At 35.7% G+C, this 17,032-nt stretch carries 14 protein-coding genes; 5 read left to right on the top strand and 9 right to left on the bottom strand.

Annotation, left to right across the window (positions count from 1 at the left end; genetic code table 11):
- Positions 1-92: 92 nt before the first annotated feature.
- Positions 93-404, bottom strand: a complete 312-nt coding sequence (locus KKC46_15440; protein MBU1055195.1) for a hypothetical protein — start codon at positions 402-404, stop codon at positions 93-95.
- Between the two features lie 183 nt (positions 405-587).
- On the opposite strand from KKC46_15440, the gene guaA reads away from it, so the two are divergent.
- From guaA to larB, 3 genes are all read left to right on the top strand, one after another.
- Positions 588-2,117: a glutamine-hydrolyzing GMP synthase gene (gene guaA, locus KKC46_15435; protein ID MBU1055194.1), complete on the top strand. Its 1,530-nt coding sequence runs from the start codon at positions 588-590 to the stop codon at positions 2,115-2,117.
- A 234-nt stretch (positions 2,118-2,351) separates the two neighbouring features.
- Complete coding sequence (locus KKC46_15430) at positions 2,352-3,032, top strand: hypothetical protein (protein MBU1055193.1); 681 nt, start codon at positions 2,352-2,354, stop codon at positions 3,030-3,032.
- Between the two features lie 12 nt (positions 3,033-3,044).
- The gene (gene larB / locus KKC46_15425; GenBank protein ID MBU1055192.1) at positions 3,045-3,797 is read left to right on the top strand and encodes a nickel pincer cofactor biosynthesis protein LarB; all 753 of its coding nucleotides are present in this window, start codon (positions 3,045-3,047) and stop codon (positions 3,795-3,797) included.
- Positions 3,798-3,823: 26 nt separating this feature from the next.
- Here the strand turns inward: larB and KKC46_15420 are convergent, their stop codons facing one another.
- The 3 genes from KKC46_15420 to KKC46_15410 are packed head-to-tail and all read right to left on the bottom strand — an operon-like array spanning position 3,824 to position 7,705.
- Positions 3,824-5,026 carry a protein GlmU gene (locus KKC46_15420; protein MBU1055191.1) on the bottom strand — a complete coding sequence of 401 codons (1,203 nt, stop codon included), beginning with the start codon at positions 5,024-5,026 and terminating at the stop codon, positions 3,824-3,826.
- 13 nt (positions 5,027-5,039) lie between these two features.
- Positions 5,040-6,938 carry a polysaccharide biosynthesis protein gene (locus tag KKC46_15415; protein ID MBU1055190.1) on the bottom strand — a complete coding sequence of 633 codons (1,899 nt, stop codon included), beginning with the start codon at positions 6,936-6,938 and terminating at the stop codon, positions 5,040-5,042.
- The gene (locus KKC46_15410) at positions 6,938-7,705 is read right to left on the bottom strand and encodes a YdcF family protein (protein ID MBU1055189.1); all 768 of its coding nucleotides are present in this window, start codon (positions 7,703-7,705) and stop codon (positions 6,938-6,940) included. Before KKC46_15410 ends, KKC46_15415 begins: the two co-directional genes overlap by 1 nt.
- 448 nt (positions 7,706-8,153) lie before the next feature.
- Between KKC46_15410 and KKC46_15405 the strand changes: the two genes are divergently transcribed.
- Positions 8,154-8,615: a CBS domain-containing protein gene (locus KKC46_15405; protein MBU1055188.1), complete on the top strand. Its 462-nt coding sequence runs from the start codon at positions 8,154-8,156 to the stop codon at positions 8,613-8,615.
- Positions 8,616-8,661: 46 nt separating this feature from the next.
- Here the strand turns inward: KKC46_15405 and KKC46_15400 are convergent, their stop codons facing one another.
- The 4 genes from KKC46_15400 to KKC46_15385 are packed head-to-tail and all read right to left on the bottom strand — an operon-like array spanning position 8,662 to position 14,707.
- The gene (locus tag KKC46_15400) at positions 8,662-9,708 is read right to left on the bottom strand and encodes an HlyD family efflux transporter periplasmic adaptor subunit (protein MBU1055187.1); all 1,047 of its coding nucleotides are present in this window, start codon (positions 9,706-9,708) and stop codon (positions 8,662-8,664) included.
- Positions 9,705-11,882 carry a TolC family protein gene (locus KKC46_15395; protein ID MBU1055186.1) on the bottom strand — a complete coding sequence of 726 codons (2,178 nt, stop codon included), beginning with the start codon at positions 11,880-11,882 and terminating at the stop codon, positions 9,705-9,707. The genes KKC46_15400 and KKC46_15395 overlap by 4 nt, the downstream gene beginning before the upstream one ends.
- Before the next feature lies 1 nt (position 11,883).
- Positions 11,884-13,212: a glycosyltransferase gene (locus KKC46_15390; protein ID MBU1055185.1), complete on the bottom strand. Its 1,329-nt coding sequence runs from the start codon at positions 13,210-13,212 to the stop codon at positions 11,884-11,886.
- A gap of 55 nt (positions 13,213-13,267) precedes the next feature.
- On the bottom strand, positions 13,268-14,707 hold the full coding sequence (locus KKC46_15385) for a diguanylate cyclase (protein MBU1055184.1): 1,440 nt from the start codon (positions 14,705-14,707) through the stop codon (positions 13,268-13,270).
- A gap of 458 nt (positions 14,708-15,165) precedes the next feature.
- On the opposite strand from KKC46_15385, the gene KKC46_15380 reads away from it, so the two are divergent.
- Positions 15,166-16,200: a DUF933 domain-containing protein gene (locus KKC46_15380; GenBank protein MBU1055183.1), complete on the top strand. Its 1,035-nt coding sequence runs from the start codon at positions 15,166-15,168 to the stop codon at positions 16,198-16,200.
- 16 nt (positions 16,201-16,216) lie between these two features.
- On the opposite strand, the gene KKC46_15375 is transcribed toward KKC46_15380, so the two are convergent.
- Complete coding sequence (locus tag KKC46_15375) at positions 16,217-16,930, bottom strand: lysophospholipid acyltransferase family protein (protein MBU1055182.1); 714 nt, start codon at positions 16,928-16,930, stop codon at positions 16,217-16,219.
- Positions 16,931-17,032 lie beyond the last annotated feature (102 nt).

Here is a 17,032-nt window from a genome sequence, read left to right as displayed (position 1 = left end):
GGACTATCTTAACATCAATGCCAGAGCAAGCCCTGCAAGGATGAAGGAAGTAAATCTCTTCCCGAGCACCCACTGGGTAACAATATCGAATTTCAAAGACCTTGTGTCTCATCCCGACGATTCGGATTTATCTTGGCACGAAAATATTTTGTTAAGTCTTCGCAAAAATGTACTATATCGGGTTTGTAATAATCTAAAGCCTGCGAGATAGAATATAAATCTGAAAAAAGTGGAATCAAAGAACTTATAGAAGTTGAATTTTTAACAATATTAATTGTATCTTTTATCAATGGCTGTTTTAATGATTTTTCAGAAGTTATTACACTGCCAATATTATCAACGCCTGCTTCAATTAGTGCTTCGGCTTCATAAGGTGTCTGAATTTCATATATCTGAATGATCATTTATGGATTCTTTCGTAAGAAATTTTAATAAATTTATATCCCAACTGGTATTTTGTTTTCAAAATAGAGTTGACAATTTTACCGTCTCTAACATATTCTCTTTTTCTAAGCAAATTGTTATTAAAAACAAGGTAATTAAGCAATAAACAGACAAACCGGATTCTATATAAAAGGCATAACACTATGATACTGATAATTGATTTTGGATCTCAATATAACCAGCTGATAGCCCGCAGAGTCAGGGAAAGTCGAATATACTGCCGAATTGAACCGCCTGATATCAATGCTTCATATATAAAAGACTTAAAACCCGAAGGTATAATTCTATCAGGAGGCCCATCCAGTATATATGAAAAAAACAGTCCTAAATTAAATAAAGAAATATTTGATCTTGGAATTCCGATCTTAGGTATTTGTTATGGTATGCAATTTATGATTTATTCCCTTGGCGGAACTGTTGAAAGAGCTAAGAAAAGAGAATACGGTTTTGCCAAACTATATATAAAAAACCAGAAAAGCATATTAAAAGATATAGAACAAAATACATGGTGCTGGATGAGCCATGGGGATTCAATCAAAAAGTTACCTAAAGATTTTATAGTAACTGCCTCAACAGATAATACGGACATAGCAGCAGTTTCGAATGAAAATAAAAAGTTTTACGGCCTCCAGTTTCACCCCGAAGTAGAACATACTCCTTTGGGCAAAAAAATGCTTAAAAATTTTCTCATAGATATATGCGGATGTAAACGTTCCTGGACCATGCAATCATTTGCCAAATCAGCAATTTCTGAAATAAGAGAGACCGTTAAAGATAACAAGATAATACTTGGATTAAGCGGAGGTGTTGATTCATCGGTAGCGGCAATGCTTATTCATAAAGCTGTTGGGAAGAATTTAACATGTATTTTTGTTGATAACGGGTTGCTTAGAAAAAACGAAGCAGAAAAGCTGAAAATAACTTTATCGCAAAATCTTGATATCAATATCAAATTTGTCAATGCTTCAAATAAATTTTTAAAAGCGCTTTTTAAAGTTACAGATCCTGAAAAAAAACGCAAGATCATCGGTAAAGTTTTTATGGATGTTTTTGAAGCAGAAGCAAAAAAAATAAAGGACGCAAAATATTTAGCACAGGGAACCCTTTATCCTGATGTTATTGAATCCAGGTCTGCTTTCGGAGGCCCAACTGCAGTAATCAAATCTCATCATAATGTTGGGGGCCTTCCTAAAAACATGAAGCTTAAGCTTGTTGAACCTTTAAAATATTTATTTAAAGATGAAGTACGTAAACTGGGAAAAACAATTGGTTTGCATCATGATCTGATATGGAGGCAACCATTTCCAGGCCCTGGTCTTTCTATAAGAATAATCGGGGAAATAACAAAGCAAAGACTTACAATTTTAAGGGAAGTAGATGATGTTTTGATTTCTGAGATTAAAGATGCCGGTTTGTACAAAAAACTTTGGCAGTCTTTTGCAATTTTACTTCCTTTAAAAAGTGTAGGAATCATGGGTGATCAGAGAACCTATGAAAATATTATAGCTATAAGAGCTGTAACAAGCAAAGATGCTATGACAGCAGACTGGGCAAAAATTCCTTATTCACTTTTAGGTAAAATTTCTAACAGGATAATTAATGAAGTTGCAGGTGTAAACAGAGTTGTATATGATATTAGTTCAAAACCTCCAGCAACCATTGAATGGGAATAATTATATATGGAAGAAGAAAACGATCCTGAATTCAAAATTAATTTCGATGGCGTACGTCCTGATTCTATTATCTCTGAAGATAAACAGGAAGGCAAAAGTGATATTCATATTAAAAGATTGAACCAAAAAATTACTGTTATTCTTATACTGTTTCCTGTTGTGACGGCTTTGTTGATTATGTTTATTTATTTTAACATAAACAAAAAAATCGTTGGCGTTCATAATTCAGGATCTATGGAAGTTAAAAATCTGTCAAAAACCATTGATAAAAAAACGGCTGAATTTTCCGCACTCTATTCTAAACTTGAAGAATCACTTGAAAAGAAAATATCTGCTGTCAACAATATGGAGAGTTCACTTAAAAAAGAACTGGATAAAACTGTAAATCGAATAAAAAAAGAAACAACAAAATCAGTAGATGAGATAAAAAAAGAAGCAAAGAATAATGAATCAAAATTAACTAATTCTATTGCACAGATAAGCCAACAAATAAACACGGCACAAAAAGACATATCTGCGGTTACGAGTAAAATGCAAAAAACAGATAATGATTTATCCTTAAAGATATCAAGTATAAATGAAAAATTAAATGCAATAGAAAATGATTTTGCAAAATTTCGTACATCAATAAGTGCTTCTGTTTCTGAAAAAATAAACTCAAAAGCAGGCAAAGAAGAAATTGAACTGGCAATAATAAAAGAAAAAAAACGTTTTCAGTACGAATTAAGCAACTTGGAAAAAAATATTGAACAAAAAATAAATACCATAAAAAGACAGCTATATGATATTGAACAAAAAGCTGTAAATAAATCTCCAACTCAAGCATTACCTTCAAAACCTGATGATTCATCTAATAAACCAGCAGTTAAAAAACCGTCTTTGGTATCCGGTAAAATCATCGAACAGGATCTGTAAATATTTTCAAACATGAATGAAAAATCTTTAATAAAAATTCTTTCAAGTGTTTCTAATGGTAAAACTTCTGTTGAAAATGCTTTAAAAGAACTCACAAACTTTAATATAGAAGACATAGGTTATGCTCACATAGATCATAACAGGTCGCTTCGCAAAGGGTTTCCGGAAGTAATATTCGGTGAAGGAAAAACTGCCAATCAAATTACCGGCATTATGGAAAAAATGGCATTACAGGAAGAAAATATCCTGGTAACACGCATTGCTCAAGATAAAGCTGACGCGGTACTTTCAAAATTTACCGAAGCTGTTTATCATGATGATGCAAAAATGATTGTCTGGAAAAAACAAAAAAAAGCAGAGAATAAAGGACGCGGAAAAATACTTGTGATTTCTGCAGGAACATCAGATATCCCTGTTGCTAAAGAAGCATATATTACTGCTCAAACAATGGGAAATGAAGTGGAATCTGTTTTTGATGTAGGAGTTGCCGGCATTCACAGGCTATTTGATCACAGCAAGATGATTCGTGATGCTTCTGTTTTGATCGTTGTCGCAGGTATGGAAGGAGCACTTCCCAGTGTTGTTGCAGGTATGGTAAGCCGCCCCGTAATAGCCGTTCCAACAAGTGTGGGCTATGGGGTCAGCATGGGTGGTCTTACAGCACTTTTTGCCATGCTTAACAGCTGTAGCTCAAACATAGCTGTAGTAAATATAGACAATGGTTTTGGAGCAGGTTATATGGCTTCAATTATTAACAGGAACTAGGTGCAGCAGAAGAGTCTTTGTAAAAATTAATCGGACAAATCAGCTTGCAATAACTTTAATGCCAAAGCAGTTTTTATATCAACAATACTCTGAAGCCACTGTGTGCCCAAATCGCTTTCTTCATCTGTTAAATTTTTTATTACCAAAAGATATTCTTTCCCATATTTCTTAATTGCAGAATCTACTATATTAAGAAAACTGTTTTTAATATCAATCATATCAGAAGAAATATTTTCTTCAGTTGTAAAACATCTTTTTATTTCAGGCCATATCAGACTGGTTTTTCTTTTATTATCATAAGTCTTGTCGATTAATTCTTTTAATCTTTTTATTCTTTCTAAGATAGCAAGGTTCAGTTTTTCTTGAAGGCCTGTTAAAAGTGTTTCCGGAAAATCCGAAGACACGAATTGTGATCTTACATTATTATACCAGGACATAAGCGCTGTAAGATTTGCAATGTAAATTATATTATTAGATACGATTCTTGTAATATTGCCGCTTATGCCCGGGTAAAACGGTATGTTTTTATTTTTCCCTGCTCCGCCAATTATGAAACGATCAGGGCGAAGTTCATCTTTTCTGCAAATTGTGCCGGCAGCGATTATCGTTCCGAAACTTAGCCTGCATGGCCCTACAATACCCCCCTGCCCTCCTAAAAATATCGGTCTTTGTTTCAGCATCACCCCTTTTGGCACATCTCCGATAAGAGAGGGTGTGGCTTTATCCTGATTAGGAGTATAGTTAAAATGGATATAAGAACTTCCTACTTCGCTGTGATCTTTACGGCTTGTACCTCCGGACATAAAGCAGTCACAAAAATTGATAAGACTGCCAAGAGTCACATATGGGAAAAGTATCGTGTGCTTTAATCCTACCGTATGGGCAATACGTGCTTCTTCTTCTATTATAGTTCCTTCTCTTAGATGGGAACCGTAACCTAAAACAGATCCTTTCAGAAAAACGGAATCTTTAAAAAAACCGCCTTTTAAACTCACATCAGAGCCAACCTGACAGTTTTTCAATGTAACAGGGCCTTCATATCCGATTTTTACACCATCAAGAATTAGTGTCGAAGAGCCATATATTTTGCATCCCGGATATATTATTACACCATTTCCGGAAATTCTTTCCGTATCAACCTCATCACTTATAGATACATTGTAAGGATCGGGGAAAACGACTCCTTTGCTTAGCAGCTCCTCAATTTTTTTTGCTATGTTTCTATTCATTATTTTTAAGTACTTAATTGAAATTTGAAGGAATATATTCCGGTACAATTATTTTCAGAGTTTTTTTAATATTTGCATAATCCTGTTCTTCTGAAAGCCTAGATAATTTTTCTATATTTCCATTTAGCATATTAATATTACAATCTACTCCTTTTAATGCCATTATTTTTTTATGGCTTGTCGGAATTACGTTTTCGCCCTCTGTAATAAGTTCTTCATAGAGTTTTTCTCCAGGTCTTAATCCTACATATTCAATTTCAATATCTTCATCCGGTACGAAACCTGAAAGTTTTATAAGATCTCTTGCCATATTGTCTATTTTAATCGGAATACCCATATCAAGCAGAAAAATTTCCCCCCCATTTCCCATAGCGCCTGCCTGAAGAATCAGCTGACATGCTTCAGGAATAGTCATAAAATACCTTGTCACATCCTTATGAGTAACCGTAACCGGCCCGCCCCTTGCAATTTGTTTTTTAAACAATGGGATCACACTGCCTACACTGCCAATAACGTTGCCGAAACGTACTGTTATAAACTGAGTTGGAAAGAGTTTGTTCCCGTGCTGGCTTTGTATGAGCATTTCCGCAACGCGCTTTGAAGCACCCATAACATTTGACGGACGTACTGCTTTATCTGTTGAGACAAAGACAAAACGTTTTACATGATGCTTTCTCGAAACATTAATAAGATTAAGCGTTCCCTGAACATTGTTTTCGATTGCTTTCCATGGCTGCATTTCCAGCATTGGTACATGTTTATAAGCTGCAGCATGAAAAACTACTTCAGGGGTATATTTTACAAAAGTTTTTTCAAGATGAACAGTGTCCCTGACATCTGCAAGAAGTGTAACACATTTTATGTCAGAAAACTTATGCTTAATATCAAGATCTATTTCATATAAAGGGCTCTCAGCTCTTTCATAAAGAATAATAGTATCCGGTTTAAACCTGCATATCTGCCTGCAAAGTTCAGAACCAATAGATCCGCCTGCTCCTGTAACAAGCACTGTTTTCCCTTTTAAATATTCGCCGATTTTATCAGTATCCAATTTAATTACATCACGCCCTAGAAGGTCACAGTAAGACACTTCGCGAATTGTATTTACAGTTACCCTGCCATCAATTAACTCACTATACCCGGGAATGGTCTTAAATTTTATGTTTTTGTTGTTACATATATCTACTATCTTTCGAATTTGTTTTGAGTTTGCAGAAGGAATAGCAATAAGCGCCTCATCAGCCTTGGCTTTTATAAATATCTTTCCGATTTTTTCAATGGTATTAAGAACAGGAAGACCGTGTATTTTTTTCCCTATTTTTTCAGGGTCATCATCTAAAAAGCCTACCACTTTTTGTTTTAATTTATAATTGTTATTAATTTCCTTACAGATTTTCTCACCGCAATCTCCTGCCCCGATGATAAGTATTCTTTTCTTATTCAGTAAACTTTTGCTAAAAGGGTTGAGTAAATTATATAAGGTTGTAAAGCATGAATGATCAAAACTTAAATGTTCGTAATACAGTCGTATTGCCAAACGATATCCGGTAATCAGGAAAACAGTAAAACACCAATCAATAATAAAAACCGACCTGGAAAAACCTTCAAATCTTGTTGTAAAGAGAATAAGAGTAACTATTGCAAGGGTGCTTATAGTTGTAGCTTTTATTATATTAAGAAGATCTTTAATGCCTGTGTATCGCCACATACCACGATAGAGACCAAAAGCATAGAATAAGAGTATTTTTGTAATGATTACAGCAGAAAAAATTGCATAGAAAGAAGCAATATAGTTTGGAGGAATAGAAAATTCAAAGCGAATAAGATGTGCGCCATAAAATGAAGCAGTTATCAGAATAATATCAATTGCAGTAATTATAAAAAAATTGACATAAAGATGCCTGAATTTCATTATATATCCCCTCTTATTTTCAACCATAATAATCCAAGATATTCGTGAACAGCAAGATCCAGTTTTTTAATTTCAGTTGAATCCGGAAAATACATAAAAGGATTTATCCTTTCTGCTTTTTTAACAAGGTGGCCTACAGGTGCAGGTATCGGATTCATTCCCGCTTTCTGGAAAATAGCCATAGACCGTTGCATATGAAAAGCTGATGTAACTAAAATAAATTTATCATCCCCAATAATTTTTTTTATAAATAAAGCCTGACTTTCAGTATCCAAGCTTTCCGATTCCAGAATTATCTTATTACTATCTACACCAAGCTCAAGAGCCGCATTAGCCATAACTTTCGATTCCGGAACAGAATCGAAAGCGCTCCCTCCTGAAAATATTATTTTGCTTTTTGGTATTTTATTGTGAATTGAAATTCCTTCAACGAGCCTGAATAAAGAATGATGGGATAACCTGCTGATTACCGGCAGCGTGGAATCTGCCGAACATCCTCCACCAAGCACAACTACCCACCTTATCTCAGATATGGAATTCATATTTAAAAGAGGTTTATATTTGCGTTCTAAATTACCCAATATTTTATCAGGTAGTACATTAAAACTCATAAATATCATAGATATAACACCAGCCATAATAATAAATTTGCCAATTTTTTCTTTTTTTTTAATAAGAAGTAATAATAAACCCAAAACGAGAAAAGAGATGCATACAGTCAAAGGAGAAAGCAATAATCCTGCGATTTTTTTTAATAAAAACATCATTTATTAACCTGCGAGCCACTTTCAAAACGTTTCAGTTTGGTCAAGCTCAAGGCGGGAGAAAATTTCAACCGCAGGAATACATTAAGTATTTCGAGGATTGAAATTTGAGCCCAACGCTTAAGATCGGCCAAAATGGGGCGTTTTGAAACTGGCTCCTGCTATTGCATTTAAAAGATCGATAGTCATTTGCCATTTTTAAGTCATTAATGCAATATATAATTAGCATTATGCTTTATACTCTATTGACTATCTTGTTGTATCTAAACCCGATAAGCCCATGTTAATTCTTGACTTAGATAGATTGTTGTTATATTCGTTACCAATAAATTATTCCTATCACAGCTTAAGTTTTATCTCTTCTGAAATAAAACTTAATATCTTAGAATTTATATATATTAAAAAACTTTAAGTGATAGGATCATTTATCCGCTAAATAGGGAGAACTTTTATGTTAATAGTAAAAGACATAATGAAAACCAACGTAATAACAGTTATGCCCGAAACTGAAATTGTACAAGCTGCAAAACTTCTTCTTGAAAATCATATAAATGGAGTTCCTGTTATAGATACGAGTGGAAAACTTGTAGGTATTTTATGCCAAAGTGATATAATTTCACAACAAAAAAAATTCCCTATTCCAACTTTGTTTACATTTCTTGATGGATTTATACCACTTACCTCAATGAAACACATAGAAAAAGAAGTACAAAAAATTGCAGCTATAACTGTTGGGCAAGCTATGACTGTTAATCCGGTAACAGTAAAACCTGACACAAGCATCGAGGTTGTTGCGGCTTTGATGGTTGATAATAATTTCCATACGCTTCCGGTTATAGATGATGGTAAGCTTATAGGAATAGTTGGAAAGGAAGATGTTTTAAGAACTATTATTCCGAAAAACGGAATTTAATTAACAACCGGAGACATTAACCATTACTTTATAATCCATCAGTTTTTTAAAAAATAGGGAACCCAAAATATACTTTTATGGGCAGGCCATCAATTTGATACTCATGAGGAAGCGGAGATGATGTTGTAATATTTATCTCTATTGCCTGCCTTGTTTCATCATAAAATGAATCCGAAAGCTCACGGGGCATTATTCTTGCTGATTCAGGATCTGAAGTGATATATCCGTTTAATAGAATATTTCCGGGCATTCTCATTGTTACTTTATTACCTTTTTTTGCATGCTTTATGTTTGATGGTTTTATATAAGCTCTGATGGAATACTCTTCAGGAATAAATATCCTAGCAAATTGTGCTCCTTTGGCAATGCTCTGATTTTCAGAAGCATATAATTCAGAAACAACACCTGAAACAGGACTTTTAAATTCAAGCCTAATACTTTTTCCCCCTATCGTTTCAATTTCCTTTTTGAGCCGCTCAATTCTTGATTCGGCCAAAGTGTCAGGTTTTATAAGTCTTGACGCGGTATAATCAGCTCTTGCACGAAAAGCCTCGAGCTGGGCCTGATTATACTGGCTTGTTGCAAGGCTTAGTTCAGCTGCTGTTGCTGCTCCTTTTGCAAAAAGGTATCTTATTTTGCCAAGATAGGCTGTCTGACTATCAAGTATTTTTTGTGCCAGCGCAACATTTGCTTCTATTCGATCACTCGCCATATTTATTGTTTTTTTTCTCCCAAGGCTTTCTAATTCGTAGTTTAAAATAAAAAGTTGATCTTCTATTGACGGATCAGAAAGATCGGCTACTATTGTTCCCTTTGCGATCTTGTCGCCTTTTTTTATATAGATCTTTGATATTGAAGCTGTTTCAGGGCAATTCAGTTTTATTTCCCTTAAGGAAACAATACCAGGTGCTGAAACAAGAATATAAGATATAAGAATTTTGCCGAGAAAAAAAAGCAGGGGGCTGGCAGTTATTAAAACAATAACATACCACTTCCATACGGCTTTCGCTCTTTTTGCCGGAGCATATGGAATCTTTATACCTCCTTCATACGCAGGATTATTTTTCTTTATTGTATCGAAGCTTATTTTCATTTCCGGCTCTCTTTTATTATGTCTTTCCAGGACTGAATAATTATTGAGTTAAAATTACTATATTTGATAGAATTCGCGAGTTTTTCCATGTCTTCCCGGAAGACTGTTTTTCCTTTATTATAATGACTTTCTTGCTTGGGAATAATTTCTTCAAAGCTTTGGGCAACTGAGAAACGGAGCAGCGGATATACTTTCATTACTGCCCCGGCTTTGGCTGAAACTTTTTGGATGTCTGATGAATATATCATTAGCGAGACCTCGTTTATACCAAGTGTCTCAAGCTCACATCCAAGACAGATTCCTATTGTTTTTTCATCAAAATATCTTGGATGAATTGAAATGCCAAGCGGCCATCTGCTTATTAACAATACATCTTTAAGGGTATCCAAAACATATCCGGTTATGATTTTACGCTCTTTATCATCAAGAGTTTTAAGCTGATCAGGCTCAATATCAAGATGAAGACCATCAAATTCAAAGTTCTCAAATGTCTTTATGATATTAAGCAGGTTACTTCTTTTTTCAGGCATAATCCAGGAAGGCTCACCAAGAAGAAGCTCTGTCAGTATACCGTTTTTTTGTGCATTTTCGATAAATCGGAAGAGTGATGCAGTTAGCTTTCCGGTTCTGATCTGTTCAATCTGATGCCCATCAAAAGAGACAAGAATTCTGTCTACTCCCTCATTCTTTAATTTTATCCAGAAGCGGTCAGAATTCTCTTTGAGAATTTCTTGGCTATCCCAGATATATACTCCGAAGTTGCTGCCATTTCTTTCCTGCTGAGATATCCCGGTATCTGTTTTGTCTTCGGAGTTTGGTATCAAATCTATAAAAACGTTGGACTGTGAAATCCATCTTTTTCTTAAGCCGTATTCCGGCAATATTTCAGGAGTAAAAGTTCTTGGCTGCGGCAGATAGGTTTTTTCTTCTGCAATCATCAGAAGATCGGAACATGCTTTGAATGTTAAGGCTTCTGCATCAAGTGCATCTATTGCTGTAGTAAAATAATTATATCTTGCCTGAAGATATTTTTCAAAAACTTCTCCCCGTGAGTATTCCAGCCTCAGCTTAGTTTCCCTTAGCCATTCATATGCTGAAGCAAGACGTTGATCCGCATATTTAAGATTTTCAAGCGAGGCATGATATGCCAACTTGAATTCTTTGTAATCAGCCATTATCTCATTTTTAATCTTCTGGATATATAACCTTGATTTTCTTATTTCAAGCTCTGCTATTTTTTCTGCAGCACGATTAGAGGCCAAAACATCAAACGGAGCTTTAACATTAAAGCTGATAGAAGCCCCATCCCCGAATTCTCCGGGGAAAGTCCTTGCGGGAGCATATGCAAGATCCACACTTGATTCAAATCCTGACCATACTGTTTTTTTGTGGATTTCATTATTCTTTGAAACAATTTGCTCAAGTATTTCAATTTCCGGATTATAAACACAGATTCTTTCCTCAATTTTTTCTATATCCATTTCAGGCCAAGGCAGATTCGGACTCCCGATAAAACATTGATCAAAACTTAGTCCTGTCAGCCGGCTCATTCTTAAACAAGCTTTTTTCATAACCCTTTTTAAATTTGCAACTTCCTTTCTCGCTCTGTCAAACGGAGTTATGAATTCCTGAAAATCTGCCTTAAGAAGAAATCCGGGTCTGATTCTTTCTTTTAAAACTGATGTAACATAGCCTTCATCTTTCAGAAATGCACGGGCAAGTTCAAGTTTCCTTCCGGAGACCCAGAAATCTATATATTCCTTCCTTAACGAAGCCAGTGCAGTTTTATTATAGATTTCGACAGCATGCTTATGTATAAGTATTGTTCTTCCGGTTTTTAATATACCCGTCTGTTCCTGCCATCTTGATCCTAACACAGGAATTGTCAGAGCCAACCTGCTAAATAGCTTTTCATAATAGATCATTTGAGACGATGTCAATGATTCCGGTTCGCGGCTCCATCCGTACCCTACCCCTCCGGAAACTTTAAGCCCACTGTCTGCTGTTGCTTTATCGTTAGCAGAAATGCCCATCAATAATTCCGCATCAAGTATCAGGGAATCGTCAGAAAGACCGATTCGTTTTTCCAACTCTTCAAGATTTGCGGAAAAGCAAACGGCTGAAGGAATAAATACAATGATCAAAATATAGTAAAAAATAAGTATTTTTTTCATATTAGAACTTTGATTTTTTCAAAACCCACCATGGCGCCATACTGGAATCCAGATGTGATTTTGCGGTTATTTCCCATATTACTGCAAACCCGCTAACGAATCTGGTAAAAAAAAGATAGAGTCCAAAGAGAGGAAGTGCCGGTAAAAGTTTTAAATCCTCCCAAGGTCTTTCTGAGATCAGAAGAACAAATGCAAAATAGAAAACTATGCTTATGAACAAATAAAATAGATAAACAAGCACAATAATGAATGCAATCTTCTGTATGCTTAGTGTGAAAAATATCCATGACGTGTAGGCAATAATTAGCAAAGGCGTAAAAATCTGAAACATGAGCCCTGTCCACACCTGAACAATAAAGTTACTGATGCCCATTAGTCTCGGATTAAATGTTTTTGAATGCTTCCTGAAATATAGATAGTAAAGGTCTCCATCCCATCTAAGTCTTTGATTGAAAAGCCCTTTTATCGTGTCCGGCGCCTCGGTATGTCCGATGGCTTCAGGATCAAAAACGATTTTTAAATCAGGATATCTTCCAAAGTAGTTCTTTATTCTAAGCGTCATATCAAGGTCTTCGGCTGTTCCTGTATTCCATCCCGATACAATATTCAGAAACGATTTGCGAAAGACTCCAAAAGCGCCGGAGATATTGTTAACCACATTGAATTCGCTAAGTCCCGTTTTGGCCGCATGAATAGACAACATGTATTCAAGCGCCTGAATTCTGGTTAACAGGTTTTTTCCGGCATTCAGAACTCTTAGCGCACCTGAAACGCCCACAACGTTTTCATTCTCAAAATGCCTTGTGGCTTTTTCCACCATATCATTATCAAATGACGTATCTCCGTCGAGAGCCATCACAATACTTCCTGAAGCAACAGCAAGTCCGGCATTCAGAGTAGAAACCCTGCCGCCTCTATGCCATTTTGGCATAACTATTAACTGTCTTCCCGGGATGGAGTTTACAAAGCCGGCCATATTCATAACCGAATTATAAGTTTCAATATTTACGGAGGCTCCGTCAACAACTGGGATTATTTCTATAAAGCCTGGATAAATCTGCTCCGCAAGACATCTGACAGTTCTTGCAGCTGTTTCACCCTCGGAATAACAGGTAATGATACAGGAAACAGACGGAAAAAATGCGTTACGGTAAGGTATGCGCTCATTTTTTCTTAAATAGTATTTTATAATTCCCGAAAGAATAAAGGCATAAACCGGCATTTCAAGAAAAATGACAAAAGGTATAAAAAAAGCGATTAGCTCCCATACTTCAGGAGAAAACGGGTCTCGTAAAAAAATAAGGATATATTTTATAATCAGATCAAACATTATAAATTCCCTGAGTCCACATAGCGTCCAATCCCGACCGCTTCATAAATTATCATCAATCTTCCATAGATGTTGCAAGCCTGGCGACAAGAAGTTCCGCAGTTTCTCCTTTCAGGGTATCGTTTTGGGCTGTAAATGTTATTCCCTTGTATTCAAGCATCGAACCATCCGGTTGCTTTGTCAGCTCTTTAAGGTTCATTATCCTTTCAGCAAGAACAGCGCATCCGGAAGGTGATGTTTTAGGAAGCAATATCAATAGATTGTATTCTGATGTTCTGGTAGTTATATCAGTGGTTCTGATCAGCTGCCGCAATCTGCCGGCAAAGGAATCAATCAATTTTGAAACTTCATACTTTCCGAGGCTTGCAGTAAGTTCTATTGCATTTTTTATATTAATTCCTAAGATGCCGAAAGATTCTTCAGGATATCTTTTGTAAAGCAGCAACAACCATTCCAGCAACTGAACAAAATATTTTGGATGTACATAGTTTAAATTATCCAGCAAAGCAAAAACATCTTCAGTTCCACCGATTTTTGCAGATGATTTACCTTTTAAAGTAAGTCGGTAAGAATGAATATATCTTGGAATAAGACTATCCGGATTGTTTTTATGGTCACAGTTTGTGCAATGGGCTATAATTTGAGGTTCTATAAATGATAAATTGCAATCAGAACAATAATAGTTTTCCATCGGCCTGTCATAGTCGGAACCTATATGTCTTAATTTCGTATGGCAATTGGGGCATTGAATGATTCCTTCAGACAAAAACGTTTCCTGTGGTGCGACATGCCCGCATGTAAAGCAGTGAATAAAAGGAACCTTGAAGATATTAAGGCTCTGGCAGGCAGGGCAGATATCAACAAAATTCAAATGGCTCCACTCGCATTTCTGGCAAAGCCTTATTCTGTCAATAAGCTTTTTGGGAGCAAGAAGGCCGCGTTCTGAATATCTTGCAATCCAGTTAAACACATCATTGTCAGGATCTCCCAGCAGTTCGGCTATTGGGAAAAGATATATTTTGGGAAAAAGTGAATTTTTCGAAGGAAGCAAGTCGGTATTTCTTGAATACAAAAAAGCTAAAAGCCTGTAATCTTGGCTTTCCATCATGCCTTTATAGTTCAGATTTGAAACAAGTTCGTGAATTACTTCTGTTTTTTTAATGATTTCCGGGTATGTTGTAAAAATCCCATCATGAACCGAGTCATAATAACTTGAAACCGTCATTGCCATAAATACAGGGACAAGGCAAAGCTGTGGATTCCGTCTTATTTCCTTCAGGATTTTTTCATCATTTTCTATGATGTTTGTTTTGATAATAACTGCATCGGGCTTTTCATTCAGGCCTCCAAACAATACTTCTCCTGAAATGAGAGAAACAGTTACGCCATGACCCGGATTTTCTGGAATAAAAGAATCATCATTTGAAATACATAAAATATTCATGTATTTTACCTTTTCATCTATAGCTTGAACAGCATGTGATAACACTGCCATAAGGGCTCTGGTTTGTTAAGCCTTGCACATGATGAATGGATTACTATTATTATCATATTTGTCATGATAATAATCAAGTTGCATTTTAAACCACTTGGGTGGAGGATTAGCAACAAACACTCCGGTGAATTTTTATATGATATGTTTTCTCACTTTATTAAGGCATCAATCTTCTTGTTCTTGATATTGTATCATGTCATAAACAAGATACAATCAAAATAACAACTCAGACCAAACAAACGGCTGCAATAAAAACATTATTATGAGCCACTTTCAAAACGTTTCAGTTTGGTCAAGCTCAAGGCGGGCGAAAATTTCAACCACAGGAATACATATAGTATTTCGAGGATTGAAATTTGAGCCCAACGCTTAAGATCGGCCAAAATGGGGCGTTTTGAAACTGGCTCTTATGATAAACACTATAGAAAAAACATAAAAACGAACATAGGAACAAAAAAATGAAATTTGGAATCACGGGACTTTCAGGATCTGGTAAATCAACAATATTTGAGACTCTGACCCAAAATATTTTAGGTGAAAAACATAAAACAGAAAACTCTATGGGAGCAATTGATGTGCCTGATACACGAGTTGATGTTTTATCAGAGATGTATAAACCGAAAAAAACAATTCATGCAAAAATAGAATATTTTCTTCCCGCTGTTCATAATCAGAAAAGTGATATAAAAAAAGATCAGAACGTCTGGACATCTGTAAGAGACTGCGATGCTCTCATACATGTTGTGAAAAATTTTGCAGAGTACGGTCAAGAACCGCCAACACCTTGCAAAGATTTTCTTCAGCTTGACCAGGATATTATTCTTGCCGATTATTTTACTGTTGAAAAACGAATGGAGCGAATCGAAGCCGAAAAGAAAAGAGGCAAAAAAACCGATAAAGAAGAGAGTGACCTTCTTACTACTTGCCATAAAAGTCTTGAAGATGGAATCCCCTTAAGAAAAGTACCTGAAATAGCATCTGCTCAGGCACTAAAAGGATTTGCCTTTATATCCGCAAAACCCACACTTGTTTTGTTTAACAATAATGACGAAGACCCGGAATTTCCGGATTGCAAAGATATAATGGCAAAAGAAGATTGTATGGTTATAAGAGGAAAGCTGGAGCAGGAACTTTCGCACATGAGCGCAGAAGATGCGGGCGATTTTCTTTCCGAATATGATATTAAAGAAGTCGCAAGAGAAAGAGTAATAAAAAAATCATATGAGCTTTTAGGACTCATCTCTTTTTTTACGGTTGGTGAAGATGAAGTGCGGGCATGGACTATTAAAAAAGGGACTTCCGCCCTTGATGCTGCCGAAGTGATTCATTCCGATATTAAAAAAGGGTTTATCAGAGCCGAAGTTCTTGCATATGATGATCTGATGGATGCAAAAACATACAATGAGGCAAGGAAAAAAGGAACTGTAAGACTTGAAGGTAAAACTTACTTAGTAAATGACGGAGATATTATAAATTTTAGATTTAATGTCTGATGGTTTTCAATAAAATCTATTTTACTGTATAGCCTGAGCTTTTATCAACATCGTCTGTAATTTCATTCAGTATATTTTCGGCATTGGCTCTGAGTCGTTCCAATTCATCTTCTGAAATATCTTTTGGAATCATAATTGGTTCACCAAATTTAATAATCATATGGGAAAAAGGGTAAGGAATAATTGTTTTGTCCCATGCTTTATGAAAAGTAATAACCTTTGTGCCGGAGCAAGCCATAGGAATAAAATACGACCTGGTACTTTTTGCAAGAACAAGTAAGCCCTTTTTTAATATACGGGCCGGACCTTTCGGCCCGTCAACAGCCGTTCCGCAAAATATTGTTTCTTTGCCGGCCTTCTTAATAAAAGTGATAATGGTACGCAGAGCATCCCTTCCGCCTTTTGAGGAAGAACCGCGTGCAGTTGCATATCCTAACCGGTGTCCTACGCGGGATATAAGTTCGCCGTCTTTACTGCGGCTTACCATGATAATACCGTTTTTAATTTTCCTGAAGAAATAAAAAACAAAGATTATATGTCTATGCCATGAACCTAAAATAACATTGCCTTTATTCTTATTATTTACAAAATATTCTTCGTAAATTTCCTTGTTTATAATTTGGACACGAACCGTTTTAAACCATAATCGAACAAGCCATGAGGCAAGCAGGGAAAGAACAGAAAGCTTAAAGCGTTCTGTTAATGTTAAGTCTTTTATGAATTCAGCCATTTCTCTCCATTTATCAGTACAATAACTTTGAAATAGTTTTATTTCAAAAAATATCAATAAAAAAACATGGATGTGTTATAATAACGCTGCAAAACACATTAC

The organism is Pseudomonadota bacterium (assembly GCA_018817425.1).
GTDB lineage: Bacteria > Desulfobacterota > Desulfobacteria > Desulfobacterales > RPRI01 > RPRI01.
The sequence above is the reverse complement of the archived record's forward strand: the minus strand, read 5'-3'. Positions and strand labels throughout refer to the sequence as shown.